Annotated in this window: 25 protein-coding genes; 15 read left to right on the top strand and 10 right to left on the bottom strand. The window is 60.0% G+C overall.

What is annotated here, in order from left to right; translation table 11 throughout:
- Nucleotides 1-3 precede the first annotated feature (3 nt).
- From AC07Y2_RS03225 to dksA, 4 genes are all read right to left on the bottom strand, one after another.
- Nucleotides 4-2,958, bottom strand: coding sequence for a sensor histidine kinase (locus tag AC07Y2_RS03225; protein ID WP_007959612.1), 2,955 nt, complete (start codon nt 2,956-2,958; stop codon nt 4-6).
- Nucleotides 2,942-3,118 (bottom strand): hypothetical protein, encoded by a 177-nt coding sequence (locus AC07Y2_RS03220; RefSeq protein ID WP_003176118.1) that lies wholly within the window; start codon nt 3,116-3,118, stop codon nt 2,942-2,944. The genes AC07Y2_RS03225 and AC07Y2_RS03220 overlap by 17 nt, the downstream gene beginning before the upstream one ends.
- A 77-nt stretch (nt 3,119-3,195) precedes the next feature.
- Nucleotides 3,196-4,092 (bottom strand): tRNA glutamyl-Q(34) synthetase GluQRS, encoded by an 897-nt coding sequence (gluQRS, locus tag AC07Y2_RS03215; RefSeq protein WP_039771635.1) that lies wholly within the window; start codon nt 4,090-4,092, stop codon nt 3,196-3,198.
- A gap of 83 nt (nt 4,093-4,175) precedes the next feature.
- The gene (gene dksA / locus AC07Y2_RS03210; RefSeq protein WP_039771633.1) at nt 4,176-4,619 is read right to left on the bottom strand and encodes an RNA polymerase-binding protein DksA; all 444 of its coding nucleotides are present in this window, start codon (nt 4,617-4,619) and stop codon (nt 4,176-4,178) included.
- 334 nt (nt 4,620-4,953) lie between these two features.
- Here dksA and AC07Y2_RS03205 point away from each other — a divergent pair, with 334 nt between their 5' ends.
- Nucleotides 4,954-6,126 carry a pyridoxal phosphate-dependent aminotransferase gene (locus tag AC07Y2_RS03205; protein ID WP_039771631.1) on the top strand — a complete coding sequence of 391 codons (1,173 nt, stop codon included), beginning with the start codon at nt 4,954-4,956 and terminating at the stop codon, nt 6,124-6,126.
- Nucleotides 6,126-6,839 carry a DNA/RNA nuclease SfsA gene (gene sfsA / locus AC07Y2_RS03200; RefSeq protein WP_103385441.1) on the top strand — a complete coding sequence of 238 codons (714 nt, stop codon included), beginning with the start codon at nt 6,126-6,128 and terminating at the stop codon, nt 6,837-6,839. The genes AC07Y2_RS03205 and sfsA overlap by 1 nt, the downstream gene beginning before the upstream one ends.
- Here sfsA and AC07Y2_RS03195 read toward each other — a convergent pair.
- A complete protein-coding gene (locus tag AC07Y2_RS03195) occupies nt 6,836-7,153 on the bottom strand; it encodes a Rieske (2Fe-2S) protein (RefSeq protein ID WP_103385440.1) in 318 nt (105 codons plus the stop codon). The genes sfsA and AC07Y2_RS03195 overlap by 4 nt on opposite strands.
- A gap of 162 nt (nt 7,154-7,315) precedes the next feature.
- On the opposite strand from AC07Y2_RS03195, the gene AC07Y2_RS03190 reads away from it, so the two are divergent.
- Genes AC07Y2_RS03190 through AC07Y2_RS03175 form a run of 4 tightly spaced genes read left to right on the top strand, consistent with a single transcriptional unit; the run spans nt 7,316 to nt 10,862 of the window.
- Entirely contained in the window at nt 7,316-8,188 is an 873-nt protein-coding gene (locus AC07Y2_RS03190) for a heme/hemin ABC transporter substrate-binding protein (RefSeq protein ID WP_103385439.1), read from the top strand.
- Between the two features lie 50 nt (nt 8,189-8,238).
- The gene (locus AC07Y2_RS03185; RefSeq protein WP_170928972.1) at nt 8,239-9,222 is read left to right on the top strand and encodes a FecCD family ABC transporter permease; all 984 of its coding nucleotides are present in this window, start codon (nt 8,239-8,241) and stop codon (nt 9,220-9,222) included.
- Nucleotides 9,222-9,989 carry a heme ABC transporter ATP-binding protein gene (locus AC07Y2_RS03180; protein ID WP_103385438.1) on the top strand — a complete coding sequence of 256 codons (768 nt, stop codon included), beginning with the start codon at nt 9,222-9,224 and terminating at the stop codon, nt 9,987-9,989. Before AC07Y2_RS03185 ends, AC07Y2_RS03180 begins: the two co-directional genes overlap by 1 nt.
- Before the next feature lie 21 nt (nt 9,990-10,010).
- Nucleotides 10,011-10,862, top strand: a complete 852-nt coding sequence (locus AC07Y2_RS03175; protein ID WP_103385437.1) for a ChaN family lipoprotein — start codon at nt 10,011-10,013, stop codon at nt 10,860-10,862.
- A 225-nt stretch (nt 10,863-11,087) separates the two neighbouring features.
- Here AC07Y2_RS03175 and AC07Y2_RS03170 read toward each other — a convergent pair whose 3' ends face one another.
- From AC07Y2_RS03170 to AC07Y2_RS03155, 4 genes are all read right to left on the bottom strand, one after another.
- Nucleotides 11,088-11,879 carry a Crp/Fnr family transcriptional regulator gene (locus AC07Y2_RS03170; RefSeq protein ID WP_103385436.1) on the bottom strand — a complete coding sequence of 264 codons (792 nt, stop codon included), beginning with the start codon at nt 11,877-11,879 and terminating at the stop codon, nt 11,088-11,090.
- A gap of 15 nt (nt 11,880-11,894) precedes the next feature.
- Nucleotides 11,895-12,167 carry a TfoX/Sxy family protein gene (locus AC07Y2_RS03165; RefSeq protein ID WP_003228231.1) on the bottom strand — a complete coding sequence of 91 codons (273 nt, stop codon included), beginning with the start codon at nt 12,165-12,167 and terminating at the stop codon, nt 11,895-11,897.
- A 222-nt stretch (nt 12,168-12,389) separates the two neighbouring features.
- The gene (locus AC07Y2_RS03160) at nt 12,390-12,734 is read right to left on the bottom strand and encodes a pentapeptide repeat-containing protein (RefSeq protein ID WP_007959639.1); all 345 of its coding nucleotides are present in this window, start codon (nt 12,732-12,734) and stop codon (nt 12,390-12,392) included.
- Nucleotides 12,735-12,825: 91 nt separating this feature from the next.
- Nucleotides 12,826-14,382 (bottom strand): bifunctional aminoglycoside phosphotransferase/ATP-binding protein, encoded by a 1,557-nt coding sequence (locus AC07Y2_RS03155; protein ID WP_103385435.1) that lies wholly within the window; start codon nt 14,380-14,382, stop codon nt 12,826-12,828.
- 118 nt (nt 14,383-14,500) lie between these two features.
- On the opposite strand from AC07Y2_RS03155, the gene mrcB reads away from it, so the two are divergent.
- Genes mrcB through AC07Y2_RS03140 form a run of 3 tightly spaced genes read left to right on the top strand, consistent with a single transcriptional unit; the run spans nt 14,501 to nt 17,923 of the window.
- Nucleotides 14,501-16,825 (top strand): penicillin-binding protein 1B, encoded by a 2,325-nt coding sequence (mrcB, locus tag AC07Y2_RS03150; RefSeq protein ID WP_103385434.1) that lies wholly within the window; start codon nt 14,501-14,503, stop codon nt 16,823-16,825.
- A gap of 16 nt (nt 16,826-16,841) precedes the next feature.
- Nucleotides 16,842-17,588 (top strand): tetratricopeptide repeat protein, encoded by a 747-nt coding sequence (locus tag AC07Y2_RS03145; protein ID WP_064599445.1) that lies wholly within the window; start codon nt 16,842-16,844, stop codon nt 17,586-17,588.
- Nucleotides 17,588-17,923: a YqcC family protein gene (locus tag AC07Y2_RS03140; RefSeq protein WP_064599443.1), complete on the top strand. Its 336-nt coding sequence runs from the start codon at nt 17,588-17,590 to the stop codon at nt 17,921-17,923. The genes AC07Y2_RS03145 and AC07Y2_RS03140 overlap by 1 nt, the downstream gene beginning before the upstream one ends.
- Nucleotides 17,924-17,941: 18 nt before the next feature.
- Here AC07Y2_RS03140 and AC07Y2_RS03135 read toward each other — a convergent pair whose 3' ends face one another.
- Nucleotides 17,942-18,358, bottom strand: a complete 417-nt coding sequence (locus AC07Y2_RS03135; RefSeq protein WP_039771610.1) for a DUF4124 domain-containing protein — start codon at nt 18,356-18,358, stop codon at nt 17,942-17,944.
- 400 nt (nt 18,359-18,758) lie between these two features.
- On the opposite strand from AC07Y2_RS03135, the gene AC07Y2_RS03130 reads away from it, so the two are divergent.
- The 6 genes from AC07Y2_RS03130 (at nt 18,759) to msrQ (ending at nt 24,746) form a co-directional block, all read left to right on the top strand.
- Nucleotides 18,759-20,483 (top strand): acetolactate synthase 3 large subunit, encoded by a 1,725-nt coding sequence (locus tag AC07Y2_RS03130; protein ID WP_039771990.1) that lies wholly within the window; start codon nt 18,759-18,761, stop codon nt 20,481-20,483.
- A gap of 2 nt (nt 20,484-20,485) precedes the next feature.
- The gene (gene ilvN, locus AC07Y2_RS03125) at nt 20,486-20,977 is read left to right on the top strand and encodes an acetolactate synthase small subunit (protein WP_003205610.1); all 492 of its coding nucleotides are present in this window, start codon (nt 20,486-20,488) and stop codon (nt 20,975-20,977) included.
- 48 nt (nt 20,978-21,025) lie between these two features.
- The gene (ilvC, locus tag AC07Y2_RS03120) at nt 21,026-22,042 is read left to right on the top strand and encodes a ketol-acid reductoisomerase (protein ID WP_007959661.1); all 1,017 of its coding nucleotides are present in this window, start codon (nt 21,026-21,028) and stop codon (nt 22,040-22,042) included.
- Between the two features lie 147 nt (nt 22,043-22,189).
- On the top strand, nt 22,190-23,047 hold the full coding sequence (gene pssA, locus AC07Y2_RS03115) for a CDP-diacylglycerol--serine O-phosphatidyltransferase (RefSeq protein ID WP_039771608.1): 858 nt from the start codon (nt 22,190-22,192) through the stop codon (nt 23,045-23,047).
- A 62-nt stretch (nt 23,048-23,109) separates the two neighbouring features.
- Entirely contained in the window at nt 23,110-24,123 is a 1,014-nt protein-coding gene (gene msrP, locus AC07Y2_RS03110) for a protein-methionine-sulfoxide reductase catalytic subunit MsrP (protein ID WP_039771607.1), read from the top strand.
- Nucleotides 24,123-24,746 (top strand): protein-methionine-sulfoxide reductase heme-binding subunit MsrQ, encoded by a 624-nt coding sequence (gene msrQ / locus AC07Y2_RS03105; RefSeq protein ID WP_039771606.1) that lies wholly within the window; start codon nt 24,123-24,125, stop codon nt 24,744-24,746. Before msrP ends, msrQ begins: the two co-directional genes overlap by 1 nt.
- Nucleotides 24,747-25,327: the final 581 nt, after the last annotated feature.

The raw sequence follows: 25,327 nt of genomic DNA, 5'->3' as shown, positions 1-25,327 counted from the left end.
GTCTCAGTTCACAGCGGACGTCGCTTCGACATGACGCGGCAATGTCACCCGGATACGGGTGCCGCGCTGGCTCTGAACATCAGCCGGGCTGTCGATGGTGATTTGTCCATAATGCTCTTCAACGATGGAATAGACCAGTGCAAGGCCCAGACCGGTGCCTTCGCCAGGATCCTTGGTGGTGAAGAAGGGTTCGAACAATCGATCCATGATGCTCGACGGAATACCGCTGCCTTCGTCTTCGACGATCAGATCGACCGTGTGTTCGCCGGCTTCGCTCTTGACCCGCACCGCACTGCCGGCAGGCGAGGCGTCGCGGGCGTTGGAGAGCAGATTGATCAGCACCTGGGCGAGTCGCTGCGGATCGCCTTCGACCCAGTGATCGGGATCGCACAGGTTATAGAACTGGACTTCGAAATTGCGTCGATTGAGCGCCAGCAAACCGATGGCGTCCTGGGCGACTTCCGCCAGACAAACGGGCTCGTCACTGTGCTGATGGCTGCCGGCGTGGGCGAAGCTCATCAGCGACTGGACGATGCGCGACACGCGTTTGGTCTGCTCGAGGATCTGGCCGCTGATTTCCGTCAGCTCACCATCCTCTTCGCGCTCTTCGCGCAGGTTTTGTGCGAGACAGGCGATGCCGGTGATCGGGTTGCCGATTTCGTGGGCCACACCCGCCGCGAGTCGGCCGATGCTGGCCAGGCGCTCGGAATGCACCAGTTTGTCTTCGAGCATCTGGGTTTCGGTCAGGTCTTCCACCAGCAGCACCAGGCCGCTATTGCCCGGTGCCAGCGGCTCGTCGATCGCCGCTTTGTGCAGGTTCAGCCAACGGGTCTGGCCGTCGAGGGCCAGATGCTGTTTGTGCAAATGCTCGTCCGGCAGATGGATGAAGCCTTGCAGCAGGTCTTTCCACGGATTGGCGATGGTGCTCAGGCGCGAGCCGACGACCCGTTGCGCGGCAATTCCGGTCAGTTCTTCCATGGCCTTGTTCCACATCAGGATCTCCTGATCCTTGGCCAGCGAGCACACGCCCATCGGCAGTTCCTGCAAGGTCTGGCGGTGGTAGCGGCGCAGGGCATCGAGCTCGGCAGCCAGACCGGTCAGGCGCGAGTGGTAGTCCTCGAGACGGCTTTCAATGAAGTGGATGTCTTCGGTGACGTAGTTTTCACCGCCGGCCTTGTAGGGCAGGAAGGTTTCCACCATGTCCTGGGCGACGCTCGGGCCCATCAGGCCGGAGAGGTTGGCTTCGATCCGGTCACGCAGGCGGCGCAGGGCATAAGGGCGGCGCTCGTCGAAGGGCAGATAAAGGTCGCGCAGGGCCTGTTCGACTTCTTTCTGCGCAGCCTTGGCGCCCAGCGGCTTGGCCAGTTGCGTGGCGAACTCCTGCGGCGAGGCGGCGTGCAATTCGCGGCGTTGCGGGCGACGTACGTTGTCCACCGCGCAGGCTTCGGCGGCGCTGGCCTCTTCCGGGCTGGCATTGGTGAACAGCGAAATCAACGTGAACATCAGGACGTTGGCTGCCAGCGAGGCGATGGCCGCCATGTGCCAACTGGTGTCGTCCAGCACGTAGATCATGTTCAGCAGCGGAATATAGAAACCCTGCAGATTGCCGACCAGCGGCAACAGCATGGTCACGACCCACACCACAATCCCCGCCAGCAGACCGGCGATGAAGCCACGGCGATTGGCGGTCGGCCAGTACAGCACCGACAGCACACCCGGCAGGAATTGCAGGGTCGCGACGAAGGCGACGATGCCGAGGTTGGCCAGATCCTGCTCGGCGCCGAGCATCAGGTAGAAGCAGAAACCGGCCATGATGATCGCGACGATCAGCGCCCGGCGGGTCCATTTCAACCAGCGATAGATATTGCCCTCGGCCGGTGGCTGATAGAGCGGCAGCACCAGATGGTTCAGGGCCATGCCCGACAGCGCCAGCGTGGTGACGATGATCAGGCCGCTGGCCGCCGACAGACCGCCGACATAGGCCAGCAACGCCAGCGACTTGCTGTTGGCGGCGATACCGATGCCGAGTGTGAAGTATTCCGGATTGGTGGTGGCGCCGAGTTTCAGGCCGGCCCAGAGAATCAGCGGCACGGCCAGGCTCATCAACAGCAGGAACAGCGGCAGGCCCCAGCTTGCGCTGACCAGCGAGCGCGGGTTGAGGTTTTCAGTGAAGGTCATGTGATACATGTGCGGCATCACGATCGCCGAGGCGAAAAACACCAGCAGCAATGTGCGCCACGGGCCTTCCTGCAGGGGTGTGTGCAGGGCGGCGAGGGCGGTCTGGTTCTGTAGCAGCCACAGTTCAAGTTGCTGCGGGCCATCGAATACGCCGTACAGCGCATAGAGGCCGACGCCGCCGAGAGCGGCCAGTTTGATCACCGATTCGAAAGCAATCGCGAACACCAGCCCTTCGTGCTTTTCACGGGTGGCGATGTGACGGGAGCCGAAGAAGATCGTGAACAGAATGATCAGCGCACAGAACGCCAGGGCGACGCGATTCTGCACCGGTTCGCCGGTGAGGATGCCGATGGAATCGGCCACGGCCTGGATCTGCAACGCCAGCAGCGGCAAGACGCCGATCAGCATGAAAATCGTGGTCAGCGCACCGGCCCAGGTGCTGCGGAAGCGGAAGGCGAACAGATCCGCCAGCGACGACAGTTGATAGGTGCGGGTGATCTTGAGGATCGGGTACAGCAGCACTGGCGCCAGCAGAAACGCGCCGGAAACCCCGAGATAACTGGACAGAAAACCGTAGCCGTACTGATAGGCCAGACCCACCGTACCGTAGAACGCCCATGCACTGGCGTAGACCCCGAGGGACAGGGTGTAAGTCAACGGGTGGCGAATGATCGCCCGCGGGATCATGCCCCGTTCACTGATCCAGGCCACGCCGAACAGCGCGGCCAGGTAGGCGGCGCTGATCAGCAGCATCTGGGTCAGGCTAAAGCTCATCGGCATCTTTTTGGCTCTGCAGGATGAAGGTCACGACAATCAGGATCAGCCAGAGCAGATAAGGGCGATACCAGGCGCCCGTAGCGTCGATCCACCAATCCATGATGGCAGGAGAAAACAGGTAGATCCCCACGACCAGAAGCAGGACCAAGCGATAGATGTACATCCCGGCCTCTCTTTTTTATGCGCGTGCCCGAAAACGTGCGGCGATGGTAACGGATGGGCGCGCCACTGCAAGTGTCGTCACAGCAGTTGCGCTTCGGGCAGGGTCAGTGTGCGCGGGATTTTCAAGGCATCCCAGTGGGCGCTGCCCCAGTTCAACAGTTCATGCGGCGAGGCGTGGGCGAGTTCGGGCCCCGGGTTTTGCCCCAGTGCACGCAAGGCTCGGAGCAGCAATGGCGTGGCCTGATCGGCTTCCAGCGGTGGCGAGCGATAGGACTTGCCGAGCTTGTTGCCGTCCGGCTGGGTGATCAATGGCAGATGCAGGTAGCGCGGTTGGCGCAGGCCCAGCAGTTCTTGCAGATAGAGCTGGCGCGGCGTGGAGTCGAGCAGATCGGCGCCGCGCACGATGTCGGTGATGCCCTGCCAGGCGTCGTCCAGCACCACCGCCAGTTGGTAGGCGTAGAGGCCGTCGCGGCGGCGGATCACGAAATCTCCCACGTCACGGCCCAGATGCTGGCGGTATTCGCCCTGTACCCGGTCGATGAAATGGTATTCGAGCTCCGGTACGCGCAGGCGGATCGCGGCATTTTCCGGCTCATGGCCGGCGTTGCGGCACAGTCCCGGATAAATGCCATGGTACGGCTCGAGCTGTTTGCGCGAACAGGTGCAGGCGTAGGCCAGGCCGTGATTGAACAGGCTGTCGAGCACTTGGGCGTAGGCTTCGTGCCGATCGCTCTGGCGGACCATCTCGCCGTCCCATTCGAAGCCATAGCTTTCCAGTGCCTTGAGAATCGCCGCTTGCGCGCCCGGCTCTTCACGGGGCGGATCGAGGTCTTCCATGCGCACCAGCCAGCGGCCGCCCACCGAGCGCGCGTCCAGATAAGAGGCCAGGGCGGCGACCAGCGAACCGAAATGCAGGTGCCCGCTGGGTGTCGGGGCGAAGCGGCCAATGTAGGCGGGGGAGGTGTTGGCAGTCATGAGGGCGATGTTACTTGAGAGTCAAAAAACGCCAGAAACAAAAACGGAGCGTTCGCACGCTCCGTTTTTCGTTCAGGCCGGGATTACTTGCCGACCTGCTTTTCCTTGATTTCCGCCAGGTTCTTGCAGTCGACGCACATGTCGGCAGTCGGACGGGCCTCGAGGCGCTTGACGCCGATCTCGATGCCGCAAGAGTCGCACCAGCCGTACTCTTCGTCTTCGATCAGTTGCAGGGTCTTGTCGATCTTCTTGATCAGTTTGCGCTCGCGGTCGCGGGCGCGCAGCTCGAGGGCGAACTCTTCTTCCTGGCTGGCACGGTCGGCCGGATCAGGAAAGTTGGCCGCTTCGTCTTTCATGTGATCAACAGTGCGGTCGACTTCCTGCATCAAGTCGAGTTTCCACTTGGTCAGGATCTTGGTGAAGTGCGCACGCATAGGCGCGCCCATGTACTCTTCGCCCTCTTTAGGGACGTAAGGTTCGAAACCGCTGAGTGTCTGACTTGCCTGTTGCTTTGCTTGGGTGGGCATGAAATGGACCGCCTCTACTCTTGTAATCCATTGCGCAGGATTGCTCCATCACCGACACCTGCCGGCCCTGCGGCTGCAAGCGGGCGAACTTACCAGATCAATTCGACCCGCGCTACTCCCGGATGTCGAGCGCGTGGCCGATGGGACTTGCAAATGTTTGCCAAGCCATGTCCGGCGGTGCTGCAAACCTGCTCAATCACTGATTTTAGTCAATCCTGGAGCGTACGCGCGGGTCGTTACAGTCCAGTGTTCTTGAGGCTGTGACCGCTGTGGGTTCTCGCTCGTTCCGGCAGATGGGTAGAATCGTTTCTTTTCCCTCGTTGAAGGAAGGCCAATGGCTCAGCCCTACAGTGCGCGCAGTCGTGCGATCGAACCGTTCCATGTGATGGCGTTGCTGGCGCGAGCCAATGAATTGCAGGCCGCCGGCCACGACGTGATCCACCTGGAAATCGGCGAACCGGACTTCACCACCGCCGAGCCGATCATCCGCGCCGGCCAGCAAGCCCTGACGGCGGGGAAAACCCGCTACACCGCGGCCCGTGGCATTCCCGAACTGCGCGAGGCGATTGCCGGTTTCTATCAAACGCGCTACGGCCTGAACATCGATCCTCGACGGATTCTCATCACCCCCGGCGGTTCCGGGGCGTTGCTGCTGGCCAGTGCGTTGCTGGTGGATCCGGGCAAGCACTGGCTGCTGGCCGACCCCGGCTACCCTTGCAACCGACACTTTCTGCGGTTGGTCGAAGGCGCGGCACAGCTTGTACCGGTGGGCCCGGACGTTCGCTATCAACTGACGCCGGACCTGGTGGCGCGGCACTGGGATCACGACAGCGTCGGTGCGCTGGTTGCCTCGCCGGCCAACCCGACCGGCACGATTCTGACCCGCGATGAGCTGGCCGGATTATCCACAGCCATCAAGGCGCGTCACGGGCATCTGGTGGTGGACGAGATCTATCACGGCCTGACTTACGGCACCGACGCCGCCAGTGTGCTGGAAGTGGACGACAGCGCCTTTGTCCTCAACAGTTTCTCCAAATATTTCGGCATGACCGGATGGCGTCTCGGCTGGTTGGTGGCGCCGGATGCCGCCGTCAGTGAACTGGAGAAGCTTGCGCAGAACCTCTACATCAGCGCACCAAGCATGGCCCAGCATGCGGCGCTGGCCTGTTTCGAGCCGGACACCATCGCGATTCTCGAAGAGCGCCGCGCCGAATTCGGCCGTCGCCGTGACTTCCTGCTGCCGGCATTGCGGGAGCTGGGCTTCAACATCGCCGTGGAGCCGGAAGGCGCGTTCTATTTGTATGCCGATATCAGCCAGTTCGGCGGCGATGCCTTCGCGTTCTGCCGGCACTTCCTCGAAACCGAACACGTGGCATTCACGCCGGGGCTGGATTTCGGCCGCTATCAGGCCGGTCATCACGTGCGCTTTGCCTACACGCAAAACCTCCCACGCCTACAGGAAGCGGTAGAGCGTATCGCCCGTGGCTTGAAGAGCTGGCAAGGCTGATGCGCTTTCATCCTCCGCTCGAAGAAGGTCGATTGATCCGCCGTTACAAGCGTTTTCTCGCCGATATCGAAACCGTTGGCGGCGAATTGCTGACCATTCACTGCCCGAACACCGGCTCAATGCTCAATTGCCAGGTCGAGGGCGGCCAGGTCTGGTTCAGCCGCTCCAATGATCCGAAGCGCAAGCTACCCGGCACCTGGGAGGTCGGCGAAACCCCGCAGGGACGGCTGTTTTGCGTCAACACCGGACGCGCCAACGCACTGGTCGAAGAGGCCTTGCAGGCCGGCGTCATCAGTGAGCTGAACGGTTTTACCGGGCTCAAGCGTGAAGTGGCGTACGGGCAGGAAAAGAGCCGGATCGATTTTCGCCTCGACTACCCGACGGGCTCGGCCTACGTGGAAGTGAAAAGCGTCACTCTCGGTTTTGACGGCACGGCGATTGCGGCATTTCCCGATGCAGTGACCCAGCGCGGCGCCAAGCATTTGCGTGAGCTGGCGCATCTGGCCCGGGACGGGATTCGCGCGGTGCAGTTGTACTGCGTCAATCTCACCGGTATCGAAGCGGTGCGTCCTGCCGAGGAAATCGACTCGGCCTATGCCGCTGCGCTGCGGGAGGCGGTGGCGTGCGGGGTCGAGGTCCTGGCGTACGGCGTGCGGTTGAGCCATGAAGAGATGGTGATCGACCGGCGGCTGGACGTGCTGCTCAACGGTTAAACGTCGATCCACAGCCCTTGCACGTCTTCACGGCAAGGGATGGCCGTCAGCGATTGTCCGGCGCAGGGGCCGGCGACGCATTCACCGTCCTCGATCAGAAACAGTGCGCCGTGGGTGGCACACTGGATCAGGCTGTTGCTCGGGTCGAGAAACTGGTCGGGGTGCCATTCCAGGCCAACGCCCCGGTGCGGGCAGCGATTGAGGTAGACATACGCCTGCCCCGCGCGGCGCACGGCCAACAGTTTTTTCCCGTCGATATCGAAACCGCGACTGCCGTCCTCAACCAGATCGGCACCCGCGCAAAGAAACTTCATGGCTATCCTCAAATGTCGGCTCGTGTCCGGATATGTCCGAGCTTGACGTTCAAATGCAAACAATTATCAAATGGCCGCCTTCGCCCGTGGCGAGGTGACCGCTGCCGAGGATACTTGGCCTGCCGTCCCGATGCCCGGGAAAACCTTTCAAGGAAGCTGTCTATGCGCCTGAGTACCCGCGTTGCCGTGCTGTGTGTCGGACTTTTGGTCAGCCACCAGGCTGCAGCGGCCGAGTTGCCGCAACGTTGGGTCAGCGCCGGCGGCGCCTTGTCGGAGTGGGTGAGTGCGCTGGGCGGTGAGGCGAAACTGGTGGGCGTCGACACCACCAGCCAGCACCCGCAGTCCCTCACGTCCCTGCCAAGCATCGGCTATCAGCGCAGCCTGTCGGCCGAAGGTATTCTCAGCCTGCGCCCGGACATCCTGATCGGCACCGAGGAAATGGGCCCGCCGCCAGTGATCTCCCAGGTTCGCAGCGCCAAGGTGCAGGTGGAATTGTTCTCGGCTCAGCCGGATCTTCCGACGCTGGAGAAAAACGTTACCCATCTTGGGCAGTTGCTGGGTGCCGAAAGCCAGGCCGCGCAATTGCTGCAAAGTTATCAACAGCAACTCGATACGCAAAAGGTTCGTGTAGCGGAGGCCCAGACCAAGCAGAAAGCACCGGGTGTGCTGTTGCTGCTCGGACATGCCGGCGGCAAACCGCTGATCGCCGGCAAAGACACCGCCGCCGATTGGCTGCTGCAACAGGCGGGCGGGCATAACCTCGCGACGCACACCGGTTACAAGCCGTTTTCCGTGGAGTCCCTGGCCAGTCTCGATCCTGAAGTGCTGGTGTTCGCTGACCGTGCGCTGACCGGCGAGGCGGCGAAAGCGGCGCTGTTTAAGGAGAACCCGATCCTCAATTCCAGCCGCGCGGCCAAGACCGGCCGTGTGCTGGAGCTGGATCCGACGCTGCTGGTGGGCGGGCTCGGGCCGCGTTTGCCGGCTGCGATGAAGACTCTGTCTGACGGTTTCTATCCGGCCCCGAGCGGCCAATGACCACGCTGGTCAAACCCCGTGGCTTGTTCATCGGCCTGATCCTGCTGTGTCTGCTGGCGATCTGGCTGTCGCTGGCATTGGGGCCGGTAAGCCTGCCGTTGTTCGATACCTTGCGCGCTGCATTGCGCATGATTGGTGTGCCGCTGGCGCCGGACGGGCTGGAACAGGCTGAACTGATTCTCGGGCAGATTCGTCTGCCGCGTACGTTGCTCGGGCTGGCAGTCGGCGGTGTGCTGGCGCTGTCCGGGGTGGCGATGCAGGGGCTGTTTCGTAATCCGCTGGCCGATCCAGGGTTGGTGGGCGTCTCGAGCGGCGCGGCGTTGGGCGCGGCGGTGGCGATCGTCGGTGGTTCTTTTTTTGGCGGATTGCCGGAGTGGTTCGGGCCCTATCTGCTGTCGGTTTGCGCGTTTCTCGGTGGCCTCGGCGTAACAGCGTTGGTCTATCGACTAGGCCGCCGTAATGGGCAGACCAATGTGGCGACCATGTTGCTGGCGGGGATTGCCCTGACGGCGTTGGCCAGTTCGGCGGTGGGGCTGTTTACCTATCTGGCCGACGACGCGACATTGCGCACGTTGACGTTCTGGAACCTGGGCAGCCTCAACGGCGCGAGCTATGCGCGGTTGTGGCCGCTGCTGATCATCACTGCCGGTGTTGCGCTTTGGCTTCCACGTCGGGCGAAGGCGCTCAATGCGTTGCTGCTCGGCGAATCGGAAGCCGGGCATCTGGGAATCGATGTCGAACGGCTCAAGCGCGAGTTGGTGTTTTGCACGGCGCTGGGTGTCGGTGCGGCGGTGGCGGCGGCAGGAATGATCGGTTTTGTCGGGCTGGTGGTGCCGCATCTGGTGCGCTTGCTCGCCGGGCCGGATCACCGGGTGTTGCTGCCGGCATCGGTGCTGGCCGGGGCCAGTCTGTTGCTGTTGGCGGATCTGGTTGCGCGGCTGGCGCTGGCGCCGGCGGAGCTGCCGATCGGCATCGTCACCGCGTTCATCGGTGCGCCGTTCTTCCTTTATCTGCTGCTGCGAGGGCGTGCCTGATGCTGCGTGCGCACAATCTGCACATCCGCCGTGGCCGCAAGACCGTTCTGGCCGACGTCAGCCTGCAACTCGAACCGGGCGAAGTGCTTGGCGTGCTGGGGCCCAATGGCGCCGGCAAAAGCACTTTGCTCGGCGCGTTGTGCGGTGAGCTGAGCGCACACGAAGGGGAGGTGCTGCTGGACGGTGAGGCATTGAGCCATTGGGGCGGCACTCAGCGCGCTCAGCGGCTGGCGGTGTTGCCGCAGGTATCGACCCTGGATTTTGCCTTTCGCGTTGAAGAAGTGGTCGGCATGGGGCGTCTGCCTTATCAGAGCGGGCGGGTGCGCGACGACGAAATTGTCGTTGCCGCTTTGCGGGCGGCGGATGCCGGGCATCTGAGCGGTCGCAGTTATCTGGCGCTGTCCGGCGGCGAGCGTCAACGCGTGCATCTGGCGCGAGTGCTGGCGCAACTCTGGCCGGGGCGGGCGGGGCAGACTCTGCTGCTTGATGAGCCGACCTCGATGCTTGATCCATTGCATCAACACACGACGCTGCAAGCAGTGCGCGAATTTGCCGATCGCGGCGCGGCGGTGCTGGTGATCCTGCATGATCTGAATCTGGCGGCGCGCTATTGTGATCGCATCCTGCTACTGGAAGGCGGGCGGCCGGTCGCACTGGATTCCCCGCAACAGGTATTGCGCCCGGAATCGCTGAAGGCGGTTTTCGGTCTGGAAGTGCTGGTGCAACCGCACCCGGAGCGCGGGCATCCGCTGATCATCGCCCGCTGATTTCGTCATCGAGGTGAGTGTATGCGCGGGATTTTGCTGTTGGCGGTGTTGTGGCTTGCGGGTTGCCAGCATGTTGCGGCGCCGCCGGTCGTGGGCGAGATCCGTGATCTGCGCAGCGGCGAGCATCTGACGGCGCAGCAATTACTGGCTCGGTTGAGCAGTCCATCGCAGGTGATTATTGGCGAACAGCATGACAACGCCGATCACCATGCCATTCAATTGTGGTTGTTGCAGAACCTCGAAGAAGCGCGGCCCCAAGGCAGTCTCCTGTTGGAAATGCTGACCCCCGATCAACAGTCGCGTGTCGATGACGTGCGCCATGCCGCAACGTCACCGGCCGATCTTCCTGCTGCATTGGCCTGGCAGGACGGTTGGGACTGGAATCTCTACGGACCGATTGTGCGGTTCGCCCTGACGCAATCCTGGCCGTTGCTGGCGGCGAACCTCGATAACATCGAAATCCGTGCGTTCTATCGCGATCCTCCGGTTCTGAGCGGTGAGCGCAGCAATGCCAAATCTGTGAAAGAGACGCTGTTGGAGCAGATCGGCGATTCTCACTGCGGCTTGCTGCCGTCATCACAAATGCCGGCGATGCTGGCCGTTCAGCAACAACGGGATCGGCGCATGGCTTCGCGGTTGCTGGCAGCGCCTGCGCCTGCCTTGTTATTGGCGGGTGCGTATCACGCGCGCAAGGATGTCGGGGTGCCGCTGCATGTGCTGGATCTGGGCGCGCCGCAAGCGCCGACGGTGTTGATGCTGGCGGAGCAGGGCAGTGGGGTTACGGCGGCGATGGCTGATTATGTCTGGCTCACCTCAGCCACGCCGAAACCGGATTATTGCGCGCAGATGCGTAAGCAGTTCGGCAAGGAATGACTTTTCCACAGGCAAAAAAAGACCCGGTAAAAACCGGGTCAAATAACCGTGATTAGCCTGATGAGGAGATAATCTGAGAGTCCGAACCAAGGGCTTTTCAGAATATCGACTGATCTCGCGATCAGTTGTGATAATCATAGCGATTCTCATTAACGAGTCAACTGCTGTTTTTTCATTTCTGTCGTTTTGTCCCGGCAATGGCGTAAACGCCCCGTGAACAGGGCTTCAGTTCTGGCTGTTAAATCCCGTGAGCTGCCTATTGAGCTGGTCGATACGCCGCGCCATGCTTTCGATCAGGCTGTGGGCGATTTTCGGATTGGTGCGGGTCATGCTCAGAAACTGATCGCCGGGAATCAGCATCACCGTGCTCGCCTCCCGGGCAATCACCGTCGCATTGCGCGGTTCACCTGTGAACACAGCCATCGCGCCGAAGATCTCATCCTTGGGCACATCGCCTACCTTGTGCCCATTAACAAAGGCTTCGGCGTGTCCTTCGATAATCACGAATACATGGTCAGCGACATCGCCCTGGCGTATCAGAACGTCTCCGGCCTCGAAACGCTTGAACCCATTGGTGCTGCGAAACTCACGTGGCTTGAACTCGGCAACGGCGTGGGCCAGCAGCGCCATTTGCCCCAGCAGGTAGCGCAGAAACTGCTCCGAGCGAGATGAATCGGAATACACATGTTGAAACAAATCGCTTCGACGATAGGGCAGTAAAGTCAGCGGGTTTTCCGTGTATAGCGTGCAATCCGCCCATTCCGGCCCCTGCTGCAGGCCGATCAAATCTCCTTCATGCCAATAGAAAAGACCGCGACCGCCCAGTCGGCCAGTGATGACACCTTGCGTGAGCAAGAACAGCTGGTCGTCCGGCAAACGTGTCAGCAAATCATCCGTGGCTTCCAGTTCCAGCGTCGGCCCGCACGGCGCCAAGGCTTCGAGCCATTGCGCAGGCAAGCTCTGCAAGTGGTTGATCAATGCATCGGCCTGGGCCGATTGTTCCCCGAGCAGGTACATGGCGGTCAGTGCCCGTCAGTTCTTGTGGCGAGAGGAAATGGCTTCCAATTGCTTGTTCAGCGCATCCTTGCGTTCGGCGGGAATGTCGTTCCAGTGCACATCCATCAGCGCCCCTTCGATCGCGTACAACAACACCTTCGACGCCCGGAACCCGCGGGTACGCACGGCCCGGTAGGCATCCACCGCGCCCAGGCGACGCAAGTCGGAGGCGCTATGGATGCCCACGGCATGCAGCCATTGCGCCGACGTCTTGCCAAGATTCTTCAGGTGTTGCAGTTCATCATTCATCAAGCCTCCTTGCGACGGCCGAATGGTGCGTGGGCGAGCTTCTCAGGAGTGTAGCCATCAGTAGGAAAAGCGTGGTTGTTTGGTCGGATTCGACGCAAACGCTTCTAAGAAACGTCAGTTTTTCGCTGATGAATCAGCACGGAGCAGGGCGAGGGGGAATTACCAATAGCACGCAGTCCAGCGCAAAGCGGGGGCGCTGGACGGTTCAGGTTTTTAAAAGCTTCAGCGAGTGCGATAACGCAGGCGCGTACCGAAATTCATCGACATCAGGATTTCGTCGGCACTCAGCTCCGGCGGGAAGTAGGCCCCGGAAATCTGCGCGTGGGCCAGGCTTGCGCCCTCCAGCGAAGCGTTGCGAAAGTCGATGCCGCGCAGGTCGGCGGAACGAAAGTAGGCGTCCCGGAAATCCACGCCATCGGCGTTCAGTTCGCGCAGGTCGAGACCACGGAAGTCGCCGCCGACCATATCGATCGGGCCGTCTTTCGGCCGTTCATTGTTGAAACCTGTGATGTCGTCTTTGTGCAGCAAGGCATAAAGCGGGGTGTCGAGAAGTTTCGGCTGGCTCATGTCAAATCACCTGTTGGTTTTATGACGCCAGTATAGTGCCACTATTTGACGGCCGTGAAGCGAGCGAGGGCTTCACGGCCGAAATAGTTTCTTACAGGCCTGGCAGGCGCTGGCGGATCTGCGCCACAACGGTGTCCAGGGTGCCGGATTCATTGGTCTGCACGCGTTTGCTGCGCAGGATTTCTTCCGGAGTCAGGGCTTCGCGATTGGCCTGTTGGGCTTTGATCACGGCGAGGGTCGCGTCGGACGGATCCTTCTTGTCCTCCTGACGAATCGCCAGCCAGCTCTCGATCACTGCCTGCGGAGCATTGCAGTCGAGGATCAGGAATGGCGCGCCAGTGGCTTCGGCGACCTTGGCGGCGTTGTCGCGTTGGTCGCGCTTGAGATAAGTGGCGTCGATCACCACCGGGAAACCGGCGTGCAGGATCACTTCGGCGATTTCATGCAGACGAGCATAAGTCGCGGTGCTGGCATCGGCGCTGTAGATCCCGGCCTGAACATCATTGGCAACGGTTTGCTCGCCGAACAGACGTTTGCGCTCGACATCGGAACGCAGACGGATCGCGCCCAGCGCTTCGACCAGACGCATGGCCACGTGGCTTTTGCCTACAGCGGACACGCCGTGGGTAATCGCCATGAAGCGCGAAGGAATGGTGCTGTAGCTTTCCGCCAGGTTGGCGTAGTTGCGGTACTGGCGCAGGGTGGTGGCGCGCTGCACCGGCGTCGCATCGGCCGGCATGCTGAACAGTGCAACCTTCGCACGCACCAGGGCGCGGTAAGCCTTGTAAAAGTTCAGCACTTCCAGGCCTTGATAGTCGCCGGTCAGTTCCAGGTATTGGCTGATGAAGCGACGGGCGAGGGATTTCAGGCCACGGTCTTCCAGGTCCATTGCCAGGAAACCGGTGTCGGCCCAGACGTCGGTGAAGCGGAACGGTTCGTTGAATTCGATGCAGTCGAAGATCACGACTTTGCCGTCGATCAGCGTCGCGTTGCCCAAGTGAATGTCGCCGTGGCACTCGCGAGTGAAGCCGTCGGCCTTGCGCTGGGCGAACAGCGGCTTGAGGCGATCGAAGCTGCTTTCAGCCCATGCTTGCAGAGCGTCGAGTTGCAGCAGATCGTTCTTGTCGCTGAGGAAAGGCAGGATCTGTTCGAAGTTCTGGCGCACCGGCGCCATCACGCTGTCAGGCGTGCCGGCATCGTGCTCGGTCGGGACTTTCGGCGCGTTGAGGTGGAAGCGGGCGATCTGCTCGGCCATCGCGTCGATGTGCGCGGTGGTCAGCTCGCCGTTGGCTTGCAGGGTGCTGAGCAGGCCGGTCTGCGGGAACTGGCGCATTTTCAGCACGTATTCGATGGCCGGGCCTTCGCCACCCAATTGCGGGGCTTCGGCGCTGCCGGTCACTGGAATCACTTCCAGATACAAATCTTCGGTCAGGCGCTGGTTCAGGCGCAGCTCTTCACCGCAGAAGTGCTCACGGGAGTCGAGGCTGGTGAAGTCGAGGAAACCGAAATTCACCGGTTTCTTCACTTTATAAGCGTAGGGACCGGTGAGCAGCACCCACGAAATATGGGTTTCGATGACCTGGAACCCTTCGACGGGATGCGGGTAGAGGGCCGGGTTTTGCAGGGCAGCGATCAGGGACTGGCTCACGGACGATCCTTCAGAGACTGGGGGAAATTCAAGGCGCTCATTATGGCCGCTCGCCAGCCCGACGCAAACCTCGGAGCGCTCCTGTTGAGTATGAATAAAGTGCGTATAATCCGCCGCCATGACTCGTACTCGATCCCCCCGTACCCCTAAAAAACCAGCTTCCCGGGGCCTGCGCCCATGGTTGGGCTGGGCCCTTAAACTCAGTCTGGTCGGCCTTGTGGTGCTGGCCGGCTTCGCCGTTTACCTCGATGCCGTGGTGCAGGAGAAGTTCTCCGGCAAGCGCTGGACCATCCCGGCCAAGGTGTATGCGCGCCCGCTTGAGCTGTTCGTCGGACAAAAGCTGAGCAAGGACGATTTCCTCACCGAACTCGATGCCCTGGGCTATCGCCGCGAAGCCGTGAGCAACGGTCCCGGCGCGGCGGCGGTCAATGGCAACACGGTTGATCTGAATACCCGTGGCTTCCAGTTCTATGAAGGCCTCGAGAAACCGCAGCCGGTGCGCGTGCGTTTCTCCGGCGATTACGTGGCCGAACTCTCGGCGACCAACGGTTCGAAGCTCTCCGTGGTACGCCTGGAGCCGCTGATGATCGGCGGTATCTACCCGAAAAATCTTGAAGACCGGATTCTGATCAAGCTCGATCAGGTGCCGCCGTACCTGCTGGAAACCCTGGTCGCCGTGGAAGACCGGGATTTCTACAGCCACTGGGGCGTATCGCCGAAATCGATTGCCCGCGCAGTCTGGGTCAACACCTCTGGCGGCAAGATGACTCAGGGTGGCAGTACGCTGACCCAGCAACTGGTCAAGAACTTCTACCTCACCAACGAACGCAGCCTGACCCGCAAGCTCACCGAAGCGATGATGGCGATGCTGCTCGAGCTGCATTACGACAAAAAGGAAATCCTCGAGGCTTACCTCAACGAAGTCTTTGTCGGTCAGGACGGTCAGCGAGCGGTGCACGGTTTCGGTCTGGCCAGCCAGTTTTTCTTTGCCCAGCCTTTGTCTGAGCTGAAGCTGCACCAGGTCGCGCTGTTGGTCGGGATGGTCAAAGGTCCGTCCTATTACAACCCGCGCCGCAATCCGGAGCGGGCGCTGGAGCGACGCAATCTGGTGCTCGATGTGCTTGAGCAGCAGGGTGTCGCCTCCGCCGAGCAGGTGGCTGCCGCGAAGAAAATGCCGCTGGGCGTAACCACGCGCGGCAAGCTGGCCGACAGTTCGTTTCCGGGCTTCATCGATCTGGTCAAACGCCAGTTGCGTGAAGACTACCGCGACGAAGACTTGACCGAAGAAGGCCTGCGGATTTTCACCAGCTTCGATCCGATCCTGCAGATGAAAGCCGAAGCGTCGGTCAACGACACCTTCAAGCGTCTGTCCGGTCGCAAGGGTTCCGACGACGTGGAAGCGGCGATGGTCGTGACCAATCCGGAAACCGGTGAAGTCCAGGCCATGATCGGCAGCCGTCAGGCGAGTTTTGCCGGGTTCAACCGGGCACTGGATGCGGTGCGGCCGATTGGCTCGCTGATCAAGCCGGCGGTTTATCTGACGGCGCTGGAGAAACCGAGCCAGTACACGTTGACCAGTTGGCTGTCGGACGAGCCGCTTTCAATCAAGGGTGCGGATGGTCAGGTCTGGAAACCGCAGAACTATGACCGTCGCTCCCACGGTACGGTGTTCCTGTATCAGGGGCTGGCACATTCCTACAACCTGTCGACCTCGCGTCTCGGTCTGGCGGTTGGCGTTCCGAATGTCCTCAAGACGCTGGGTCGCCTGGGCGTGACCCGCGAGTTTCCGGCGTTCCCTTCGATGCTGCTCGGTGCGGGCGGCATGACCCCGATTGAAGTCGCGACCATGTACCAGACGCTGGCCAACGGTGGTTTCAATACGCCGATGCGCGGGATCCGTAGCGTGCTGACTGCCGACGGCGAGCCGCTCAAGCGTTATCCGTTCCAGATCGAGCAGCGTTTCGATCCGGCCTCTATCTACCTGATCCAGAACGCCATGCAGCGGGTCATGCGTGAAGGTACTGGCAGTTCGGTTTATAACGTGTTGCCAAGAACCCTGACACTGGCGGGCAAGACCGGCACCAGTAACGATTCGCGCGACAGCTGGTTCGCCGGCTTCAGCCAGGATCTGCTGGCGGTGGTGTGGCTCGGCCGTGACGACAACGGCAAGACGCCGTTCACCGGGGCCACCGGTGCGTTGCAGGTCTGGACCAGTTTCATGCGCAAGGCCGATCCGCTGCCGCTGGACATGCCGCAGCCGGATAACGTGGTGCAGGCCTGGGTCGATTCGCGTACCGGCCAAGGCTCCGATGCCAACTGTCCGGGCGCCGTGCAGATGCCGTATATTCGCGGCAGCGAACCGCCACCCGGCGCCTCTTGCGCGAGCGAAAGCCCGGCCTCGGGCGAGTCGGTGATGGATTGGGTCAAGGGCTGGATGAATTAAGCAAAGAGGGTTTCAAGTGAACAAGTGGTTGATTCCAGCGGTGACCGCCGTGGCTTTGCTCAGCGGCTGCTCCACCGTACAGCGTGGTTCGATCCCGGTCGTGGATTCCGGCACCGCCGTGTCCAACAGCGAGCGCATTTCGGCCAATGGCGGTTTCCGTCAAACGACGGTGAAACGTCCTGCACAGGCCCAGACCCAGGCGATCCCGCAAGGCGATACCGGTGTGGTGGTGATGGTGCCGGGCGGCGCAGCGGCTTCGGCGCCGATCAGCACTTCGCCGATCGTTCCGGGCCCGGCGTCGGGTGGCATCACACCGGGGCCGTACAACCCGTCGGCGGTCGAGTCGGCGCCGATCAGCTCCGGCAGCTACAGCATGCCTTCGACGCCGAGCGGCATTCCATCGGCCAGCAGCGGCGGCGGTCTGTCTGCCGATGAACAACTGGACGGCCCGGTTCTCGCCCTGTTGACCACTGCGCAACAGCAGCAGGCCGGTGGCGACCTCAACGGCGCGTCCTCCAGCCTGGAACGCGCCCAGCGTGTAGCGCCGCGCGAGCCGCAAGTGCTTTACCGTCTGGCGCAGGTGCGCATGGCCCAGGGCGATGCGCCACAAGCCGAGCAGACCGCTCGTCGCGCACTGACCATGGCCAATGGTCGTCCGGACTTGCAGGCCAGTCTGTGGGAATTGATCGCTCAGGCGCGTGAGAAACAAGGTGATTCCGCCGGCGCCACCCTGGCCCGTCAGAAGGCCAAGGTTTCGCTGTGATGGACAGTCGTTTCTCCAAAGTCGCCGATCAATTGCTGTTGATCGAGCGCGAACTGCGCGCCCAGGGCTGGTGGGATGACGTCCAGCCCTCGGTCGAAGCCCTGAGCAGCGTCGAGCCGTTTTCGGTCGACACGCTTGATTTCGAGCAGTGGCTGCAATGGATCTTCCTGCCGCGGATGAAGATGATCCTCGAACAGGATCTGCCGTTGCCCAATGCTTCGGGCATTCAGGAAATGGCCGAGATGGTTTTTGCCCAACGCAACCTGCAGGGCAAGGATCGGCAGCTTCAGGTGTTGCTCAAAGAGTTCGACCTGCTGATCACCGCTTCACGCTGAGCCGGGAGCTGCCAGTCGTCACTGGCAGTTTTCCGCTATCTGTTTCTTTGCCTCTTCAGTACGCTGCTGGCGCTGGTCGTCGCTCAGCCGCCGCAGTTCTCCCTCCACCTCCTCCCTCAAGCGCGGATTGTTCTGCAGTTGCGCGAGATTCGTGCGCGCCTGTTCGCAAAATGCCTTGAGTTGATTCTGTTGTTCGGCCACTTGCTTCTTGACCTTGTCATCGATGGCTTTCTGATCGCCCAGCGCGCCGCTGCCAGGTAATGCGGCAGGTATTGGTGCGGGAGAGGAGGGCGTCTTAACGGCGGTGGACGACTGCCCTTGTGGTGGCTGTTGATCGAAATGGGTGACGCCTTGGGCGTCGACCCATTTGTAGATCTGAGCGGCCATGCACCATGGGCTGGCGCCTATTAGCAGAGTTAAGAGAAGCGTTCGCATGCTGATTCCTTGGCAAAACTGCGCAATTGAAGCTAACAGAGTAGCGGTTTCCAGGTTTTTTCTTGCGTTCTCATGTGCTTACCCACAATTAAGCACATAGACGGCTTGACTTGCAGAGGGCGAAACAGAAGAATCCAAAGTCCGCTGTACAGGGACTGCCAGAAGCAGACCCTCTCGGCAGATCATGAGGCGCATATCCGCGTCGACCTGTTACACCCGCAACGCGTTACCTCGCGCTGGGTGGGAAAGGCCCGCAACACTTGGGACGATCCCAATACTTGCTCAGTCAGTGCTGACGTAGTCGGCGACCACCGTCGCTCATGCTCTGCCGAGAAGTAAACCTATTAAGACCCGTTCGCCTTTTTGTGGACGGTATTCTGGCGTTTTAGAGGTGAACAACGTGGAGCTTTTATCTGGCGGTGAGATGCTCGTCCGCTTTTTGCGTGACGAAGGCGTCAAATATATCTACGGGTACCCGGGTGGTGCTCTCCTTCATGTTTACGATGCCCTGTTCAAAGAACCGGAAGTGACCCACATCCTGGTTCGTCACGAACAAGCGGCTACCCATATGGCTGACGGCTACGCCCGTGCCACCGGTAAAGCCGGCGTGGTATTGGTGACTTCCGGTCCAGGCGCCACAAACGCCATCACCGGTATCGCCACTGCCTATATGGATTCGATTCCGATGGTGATCATTTCCGGTCAGGTGCCAAGCACCATGGTCGGCACCGATGCGTTCCAGGAAACCGACATGATCGGTATCTCCCGGCCGATCGTGAAGCACAGCTTCATGATCAAGCACGCCTCGGAAATCCCGGAAGTCATGAAGAAGGCCTTCTACCTGGCGCAATCCGGTCGTCCGGGCCCGGTCGTGGTCGATATCCCGAAAGACATGACCAATCCGGCCGAGAAGTTCGAATACATCTTCCCGAAGAAAGCCAAACTGCGTTCCTACAGCCCGGCCGTTCGCGGTCACTCCGGGCAAATCCGCAAGGCGGCAGAAATGCTCCTGGCGGCCAAGCGTCCCGTGCTGTACTCCGGCGGTGGTGTGATTCTCGGCAACGGCTCCGCGCCGCTGACCGAACTGGCGCAAATGCTCAACCTGCCGGTTACCAATACCTTGATGGGCCTGGGTGCCTATCCTGGCACTGACCGTCAGTTCATCGGCATGCTCGGCATGCACGGCAGCTATACCGCGAACCTTGCGATGCACCATGCCGACGTGATCCTGGCGGTCGGTGCGCGTTTCGACGATCGTGTGATCAACGGCGCGCCGAAGTTCTGTCCGAACGCCAAGATCATTCACATCGACATCGACCCGGCTTCGATTTCCAAGACCATCAAGGCCGACGTGCCAATCGTTGGTCCGGTGGACAGCGTCCTGACTGAAATGGTCGCGATCCTCAAGGAAATCGGCGAAACCCCGAACAAGGAAGCGGTCGCCAGTTGGTGGAAGCAGGTTGACGAGTGGCGCGGTGATCGCGGCCTGTTCCCTTACGACAAGGGCGACGGCAGCAAGATCAAGCCACAGACCGTAATCGAAACCCTGTGCGAAGTGACCAAGGGCGACGCCTTTGTGACTTCCGACGTGGGCCAGCACCAGATGTTTGCTGCGCAGTACTACAAGTTCAACAAGCCGAACCGCTGGATCAACTCCGGTGGCCTGGGCACGATGGGCTTCGGTCTGCCGGCCGCGATGGGTATCGCTTTGAGCTTCCCTGACACCGATGTTGCGTGCGTCACCGGTGAAGGCAGTATCCAGATGAATATCCAGGAGCTGTCGACCTGCCTGCAATACGGTTTGCCGGTCAAGATCGTCATCCTGAACAACGGTGTTCTGGGCATGGTTCGTCAGTGGCAGGACATGAGTTACGGCAGCCGTCACTCGCACTCCTACATGGAATCCTTGCCTGACTTCGTCAAGCTGGCTGAAGCCTATGGCCACGTCGGCGTACGCATCACCGAATCGAAAGATTTGAAGTCGAAGATGGAAGAGGCGTTCGCCATGAAAGATCGCCTGGTGGTGATCGACATTTCGGTCGACACCAGCGAGCACGTCTATCCGATGCAGATCAAAGACGGCTCCATGCGCGATATGTGGCTGAGCAAGACGGAGCGTACCTAATCATGCGGCACATTATTTCCTTGCTTCTGGAAAACGAACCCGGTGCTTTGTCTCGCGTAGTCGGCCTGTTTTCGCAGCGCAACTACAACATCGAAAGCCTGACCGTGGCGCCAACCGAAGACCCGACCCTGTCGCGTCTGACGCTGACCACCGTCGGTCACGATGAAATCATCGAGCAGATCACCAAAAACCTGAACAAGCTGATCGAAGTGGTCAAGCTGGTGGACCTGTCGGAAAGCGCTCACATCGAGCGCGAACTGATGCTGGTCAAGGTCAAGGCCACTGGCGCCCAGCGCGCCGAGATCAAACGCACCACCGATATCTACCGTGGACAGATCGTCGACGTCAGCGCCAGCGTGTATACCGTTCAACTGACCGGTACCAGCGACAAGCTCGACAGCTTCATTCAGTCCATCGGCACCGCATCGATTCTGGAGACCGTCCGCAGTGGCGTCACCGGTATTGCCCGCGGCGACAAAGTACTCAGCATCTAAACCAAATTAGCGAATGGCCTGAACGGCCTGGATATAAAGGGGAAATTCATGAAAGTTTTCTACGATAAAGACTGCGACCTGTCGATCATCCAGGGCAAGAAAGTTGCCATCATCGGTTACGGCTCCCAGGGCCACGCCCAGGCGTGCAACCTGAAAGATTCCGGTGTCGACGTTACCGTCGGTCTGCGTAAAGGTTCGGCTACCGTTGCCAAGGCTGAAGCCCACGGCCTGAAAGTGACCGATGTGGCTGCCGCTGTTGCCGGTGCCGACCTGGTCATGATCCTGACCCCGGACGAGTTCCAGTCCCAGCTGTACAAGAACGAAATCGAGCCGAACATCAAGAAAGGCGCCACCCTGGCCTTCTCCCACGGCTTCGCGATTCACTACAACCAGGTTGTTCCGCGTGCCGACCTCGACGTGATCATGATCGCGCCGAAAGCCCCGGGCCATACCGTACGTTCCGAGTTCGTGAAGGGCGGCGGTATCCCTGACCTGATCGCGATCTACCAGGACGCCTCGGGCAACGCCAAGAACGTCGCGCTGTCCTACGCCGCCGGCGTGGGTGGCGGTCGTACCGGCATCATCGAAACCACCTTCAAGGACGAGACCGAAACCGACCTGTTCGGCGAACAAGCCGTTCTGTGCGGCGGTACCGTTGAACTGGTAAAAGCCGGTTTCGAAACTCTGGTTGAAGCTGGCTACGCGCCGGAAATGGCCTACTTCGAGTGCCTGCACGAACTGAAGCTGATCGTTGACCTCATGTACGAAGGCGGTATCGCCAACATGAACTACTCGATCTCCAACAACGCTGAGTACGGCGAATACGTGACTGGTCCGGAAGTGATCAACGCCGAATCCCGTCAGGCCATGCGCAACGCCCTGAAACGTATTCAGGACGGCGAATACGCCAAAATGTTCATCAGCGAAGGCGCAACCGGCTACCCTTCGATGACCGCCAAGCGTCGTAACAACGCCGCTCACGGTATCGAAATCATCGGCGAGCAGCTGCGCTCCATGATGCCGTGGATCGGTGCCAACAAGATCGTCGACAAAGCCAAAAACTAAGTCGTCGAACGTTGTATGAAAAAACGCGGCCTCGGCCGCGTTTTTTCGTATGGGCCGGCGGTTCTGGTATAAAGCTGCATCGTTTGTGGCCGAACCGTCGTCCCAGACACCTGTCGAAAATGTCCAATCCGTTGCAAGGTACTGTCCATGAGCGAACGTCCCGAAGAGCCGAACCAGGCTTCAGACGCCGAAAGCCTGCTGCCCATCGATGAGCACATCGAAGAAGGGCATGACGCAGAAGGCCGTAAAGTCCGGCATCGCGGTATCTATCTTCTGCCGAATCTGTTCACCACTGCGAATCTGTTCGCGGGGTTCTATTCCATCATCAACTCGATGAGTGCCCAGGCTGCCTTGAGTGCCGGGGACGCGGCGAATGCGAGCAAGTATTTCGCCTTTGCCGCCATCGCGATTTTCGTCGCCATGGTGCTCGACGGCCTTGATGGTCGCGTGGCACGCATGACGAATACCCAAAGTGCGTTCGGTGCCGAGTACGACTCGTTGTCGGACATGGTTGCTTTCGGTGTCGCGCCGGCGCTTCTGGCTTTCGGCTGGGCACTGGGTGACATGGGCAAGGTCGGCTGGATGGTTGCCTTCATCTATGTGGCGGGTGCGGCGTTGCGTCTGGCGCGTTTCAACACTCAGGTGGGGACCGCCGACAAGCGCTACTTCATCGGTCTTGCCAGCCCGGCGGCTGCCGGTGTGGTTGCGGGGATTGTCTGGGCGTTCAGCGATTACGGGATCCAGGGTTCGAAGATGTCATTCCTGGTTGCGCTGATGGTGGCCGCCGCCGGCATGCTGATGGTCAGCAACATCAAGTACAACAGCTTCAAGGAGCTGGATCTGAAGGGGCGCGTGCCTTTCGTGGCGATTCTGGCGGTGGTGCTGGTGTTTGCCGTGGTGTTCAGCGATCCGCCTCGCATTCTGCTGCTGGTGTTCCTCGCTTATGCCGCGTCGGGCCCGGTGCAGTATCTGTTGCATCTTCGTCGTCACAAACACGCCGAGTGATGTAATTTCCCTCATACTCCGCAGTCTATGGTGCATCTGTCCTCCAAAGCTGCGGAGTTGCCATGCTGATCAAAGTCCCCAAAGCGTCCGACTGCCATGAGTCGGACGTCACGCCTGAATCCATTTATCTCTCTCGCCGACAATTGCTCGGAGCAACTGCGGCCGGGTTGGCCATGAGCAGTCTGCCGCGCTGGGCCAGTGCCGAAGAGGCCGCCCGCTATGCCGATGTCGAAGCCGGAAAGGCGCCCGCCTGGTTTGCCGAGAAACTGCCTTCTGTCAAATGGGGAGCGGTGAACGTCAAGGATGAGGCGATCACACCTTTCAAAGACGCGACCCATTACAACAACTTCTATGAATTCGGTACCGACAAGGGCGACCCGGCGGCCAATGCCGGGTCGTTGAAAACCGAACCGTGGAGTGTTGTCGTGGACGGGGAGGTGGGTAAGCCGGGGCGTTATGCTCTGGAAGACTTCATGAAACCTTACCAGCTGGAAGAGCGCATCTACCGTCTTCGTTGTGTCGAAGCGTGGTCGATGGTGATTCCCTGGATCGGTTTCCCCATCTCGGCGTTGTTGAAGCAGGTAGAGCCCACTTCCAATGCCAAATACATTCGCTTCGAAACCTTGCAGGATCCCAAGAGCATGCCCGGACAGCGTTCGGGATTTGCCCTGATCGACTGGCCCTATGTTGAAGGTTTGCGCCTGGATGAGGCGATGAATCCCTTGGCGATTCTTGCGGTAGGTATGTATGGCCGCGAATTGCCAAATCAGAACGGTGCGCCTTTGCGTCTGGTGGTGCCCTGGAAGTACGGATTCAAGAGCGTCAAATCCATCGTGCGGATCAGTCTGGTCAGCGAGCAGCCAAAGACGACCTGGCAGAGCATTGCGGCGGATGAGTACGGGTTTTATGCGAATGTGAACCCTACGGTCGACCATCCACGTTGGACCCAGGCGCGGGAGAGGCGGTTGCCCAACAGCCTGTTCAAGCCGAATGTGCGTGATACGCAGATGTTCAACGGCTATGCGGACGAGGTCGCTTCTTTATATACAGGGCTCGATCTGCGGAAGAACTATTGATGCGATATCCGATCTGGCGCGTAGGTGTTTTCCTGGCTGCGGCGATCTGGCCGCTGTTCTGGTTCTATCAGGCTTTTGCGGATCTGCTTGGACCCGATCCGGGGAAAGTCCTGGTTGATCGGCTAGGGCTTGGGACATTGGTATTGCTGTTGATCACCCTGAGTATGACGCCGCTGCAGAAACTTACGGGGTGGGCCGGGTGGATTGCCGTGCGCCGTCAGTTGGGGCTCTGGTGTTTTGCCTATGTGGTTCTGCATCTTTGCAGCTATATGGCGTTCATTCTCGGTTTCGACTGGTCGCAACTGGGTGTCGAGCTGCGCAAGCGTCCCTACATCATTGTGGGTGCTCTGGGTTTTCTGGGATTGTTGGCATTGGCGGTTACCTCCAACCGATACAGCCAGCGCCGTTTAGGTACCCGCTGGAAGAAGCTGCACCGGTTGGTGTATGTGATTCTCGGGTTGGGATTGCTGCATATGTTGTGGATCGTGCGCGCCGATCTTAAGGAGTGGGCAGTCTATGCCTTTATAGGTGTTTTCCTTTTGGCGCTGCGGATTCCTCCCTTGACCCGCCGGATCCCGCGTTTGATGGGTAAAAAGCAGGTTTTTCAGGAAAAGCGAAATTAAGTGTTGACGGCAGATTCTGAGTCTCTATAATTCGCCCCACTTCCGGCGCAGTCGAAACGGAAAACTCCTTGATATTCAATGAGTTAAGTGGGTTTCGAAGGCGGGTCGCTTCAGTTCATCGAAGCCTGGAAGCAGTTGGAAATGCCGGTTCTTTTGGTGCTTTCAACGGTTCGATCTTCTCGGTCGAAAGCGGGGAAAAAGAGGTGTTGACAGCAGTGTGTAACGCTGTAGAATTCGCCTCCCGCTAACGAGAGATCGGAAGCGCAAGTGGTTGAAGTTGCTGAAGAAATCTTCGAAAACTTCTGAAAATAATCACTTGACAGCAAATGAGGCTGCTGTAGAATGCGCGCCTCGGTTGAGACGAAAGATCTTAACCAACCGCTCTTTAACAACTGAATCAAGCAATTCGTGTGGGTGCTTGTGGAGTCAGACTGATAGTCAACAAGATTATCAGCATCACAAGTTACTCCGCGAGAAATCAAAGATGTAACCAACGATTGCTGAGCCAAGTTTAGGGTTTCTTAAAAACCCAAAGATGTTTGAACTGAAGAGTTTGATCATGGCTCAGATTGAACGCTGGC

This window comes from Pseudomonas sp. GW456-12-1-14-TSB6 (genome assembly GCF_059424205.1).
This window is presented reverse-complemented; position numbering and strand designations above follow the sequence as displayed.

Excerpts from the sequence above, each read along its gene's own strand:
- AC07Y2_RS03225 (WP_007959612.1), bottom strand. The coding sequence starts at position 2,958 with ATGCCGATGAGCTTTAGCCTGACCCAGATGCTGCTGATCAGCGCCGCC.
- AC07Y2_RS03220 (WP_003176118.1), bottom strand. The coding sequence starts at position 3,118 with ATGTACATCTATCGCTTGGTCCTGCTTCTGGTCGTGGGGATCTACCTG.
- gluQRS (WP_039771635.1), bottom strand. The coding sequence starts at position 4,092 with ATGACTGCCAACACCTCCCCCGCCTACATTGGCCGCTTCGCCCCGACA.
- dksA (WP_039771633.1), bottom strand. The coding sequence starts at position 4,619 with ATGCCCACCCAAGCAAAGCAACAGGCAAGTCAGACACTCAGCGGTTTC.
- AC07Y2_RS03205 (WP_039771631.1), top strand. The coding sequence starts at position 4,954 with ATGGCTCAGCCCTACAGTGCGCGCAGTCGTGCGATCGAACCGTTCCAT.
- sfsA (WP_103385441.1), top strand. The coding sequence starts at position 6,126 with ATGCGCTTTCATCCTCCGCTCGAAGAAGGTCGATTGATCCGCCGTTAC.
- AC07Y2_RS03195 (WP_103385440.1), bottom strand. The coding sequence starts at position 7,153 with ATGAAGTTTCTTTGCGCGGGTGCCGATCTGGTTGAGGACGGCAGTCGC.
- AC07Y2_RS03190 (WP_103385439.1), top strand. The coding sequence starts at position 7,316 with ATGCGCCTGAGTACCCGCGTTGCCGTGCTGTGTGTCGGACTTTTGGTC.
- AC07Y2_RS03180 (WP_103385438.1), top strand. The coding sequence starts at position 9,222 with ATGCTGCGTGCGCACAATCTGCACATCCGCCGTGGCCGCAAGACCGTT.
- AC07Y2_RS03175 (WP_103385437.1), top strand. The coding sequence starts at position 10,011 with ATGCGCGGGATTTTGCTGTTGGCGGTGTTGTGGCTTGCGGGTTGCCAG.
- AC07Y2_RS03170 (WP_103385436.1), bottom strand. The coding sequence starts at position 11,879 with ATGTACCTGCTCGGGGAACAATCGGCCCAGGCCGATGCATTGATCAAC.
- AC07Y2_RS03165 (WP_003228231.1), bottom strand. The coding sequence starts at position 12,167 with ATGAATGATGAACTGCAACACCTGAAGAATCTTGGCAAGACGTCGGCG.
- AC07Y2_RS03160 (WP_007959639.1), bottom strand. The coding sequence starts at position 12,734 with ATGAGCCAGCCGAAACTTCTCGACACCCCGCTTTATGCCTTGCTGCAC.
- mrcB (WP_103385434.1), top strand. The coding sequence starts at position 14,501 with ATGACTCGTACTCGATCCCCCCGTACCCCTAAAAAACCAGCTTCCCGG.
- AC07Y2_RS03140 (WP_064599443.1), top strand. The coding sequence starts at position 17,588 with ATGGACAGTCGTTTCTCCAAAGTCGCCGATCAATTGCTGTTGATCGAG.
- AC07Y2_RS03135 (WP_039771610.1), bottom strand. The coding sequence starts at position 18,358 with ATGCGAACGCTTCTCTTAACTCTGCTAATAGGCGCCAGCCCATGGTGC.
- ilvN (WP_003205610.1), top strand. The coding sequence starts at position 20,486 with ATGCGGCACATTATTTCCTTGCTTCTGGAAAACGAACCCGGTGCTTTG.
- ilvC (WP_007959661.1), top strand. The coding sequence starts at position 21,026 with ATGAAAGTTTTCTACGATAAAGACTGCGACCTGTCGATCATCCAGGGC.
- pssA (WP_039771608.1), top strand. The coding sequence starts at position 22,190 with ATGAGCGAACGTCCCGAAGAGCCGAACCAGGCTTCAGACGCCGAAAGC.
- msrP (WP_039771607.1), top strand. The coding sequence starts at position 23,110 with ATGCTGATCAAAGTCCCCAAAGCGTCCGACTGCCATGAGTCGGACGTC.
- msrQ (WP_039771606.1), top strand. The coding sequence starts at position 24,123 with ATGCGATATCCGATCTGGCGCGTAGGTGTTTTCCTGGCTGCGGCGATC.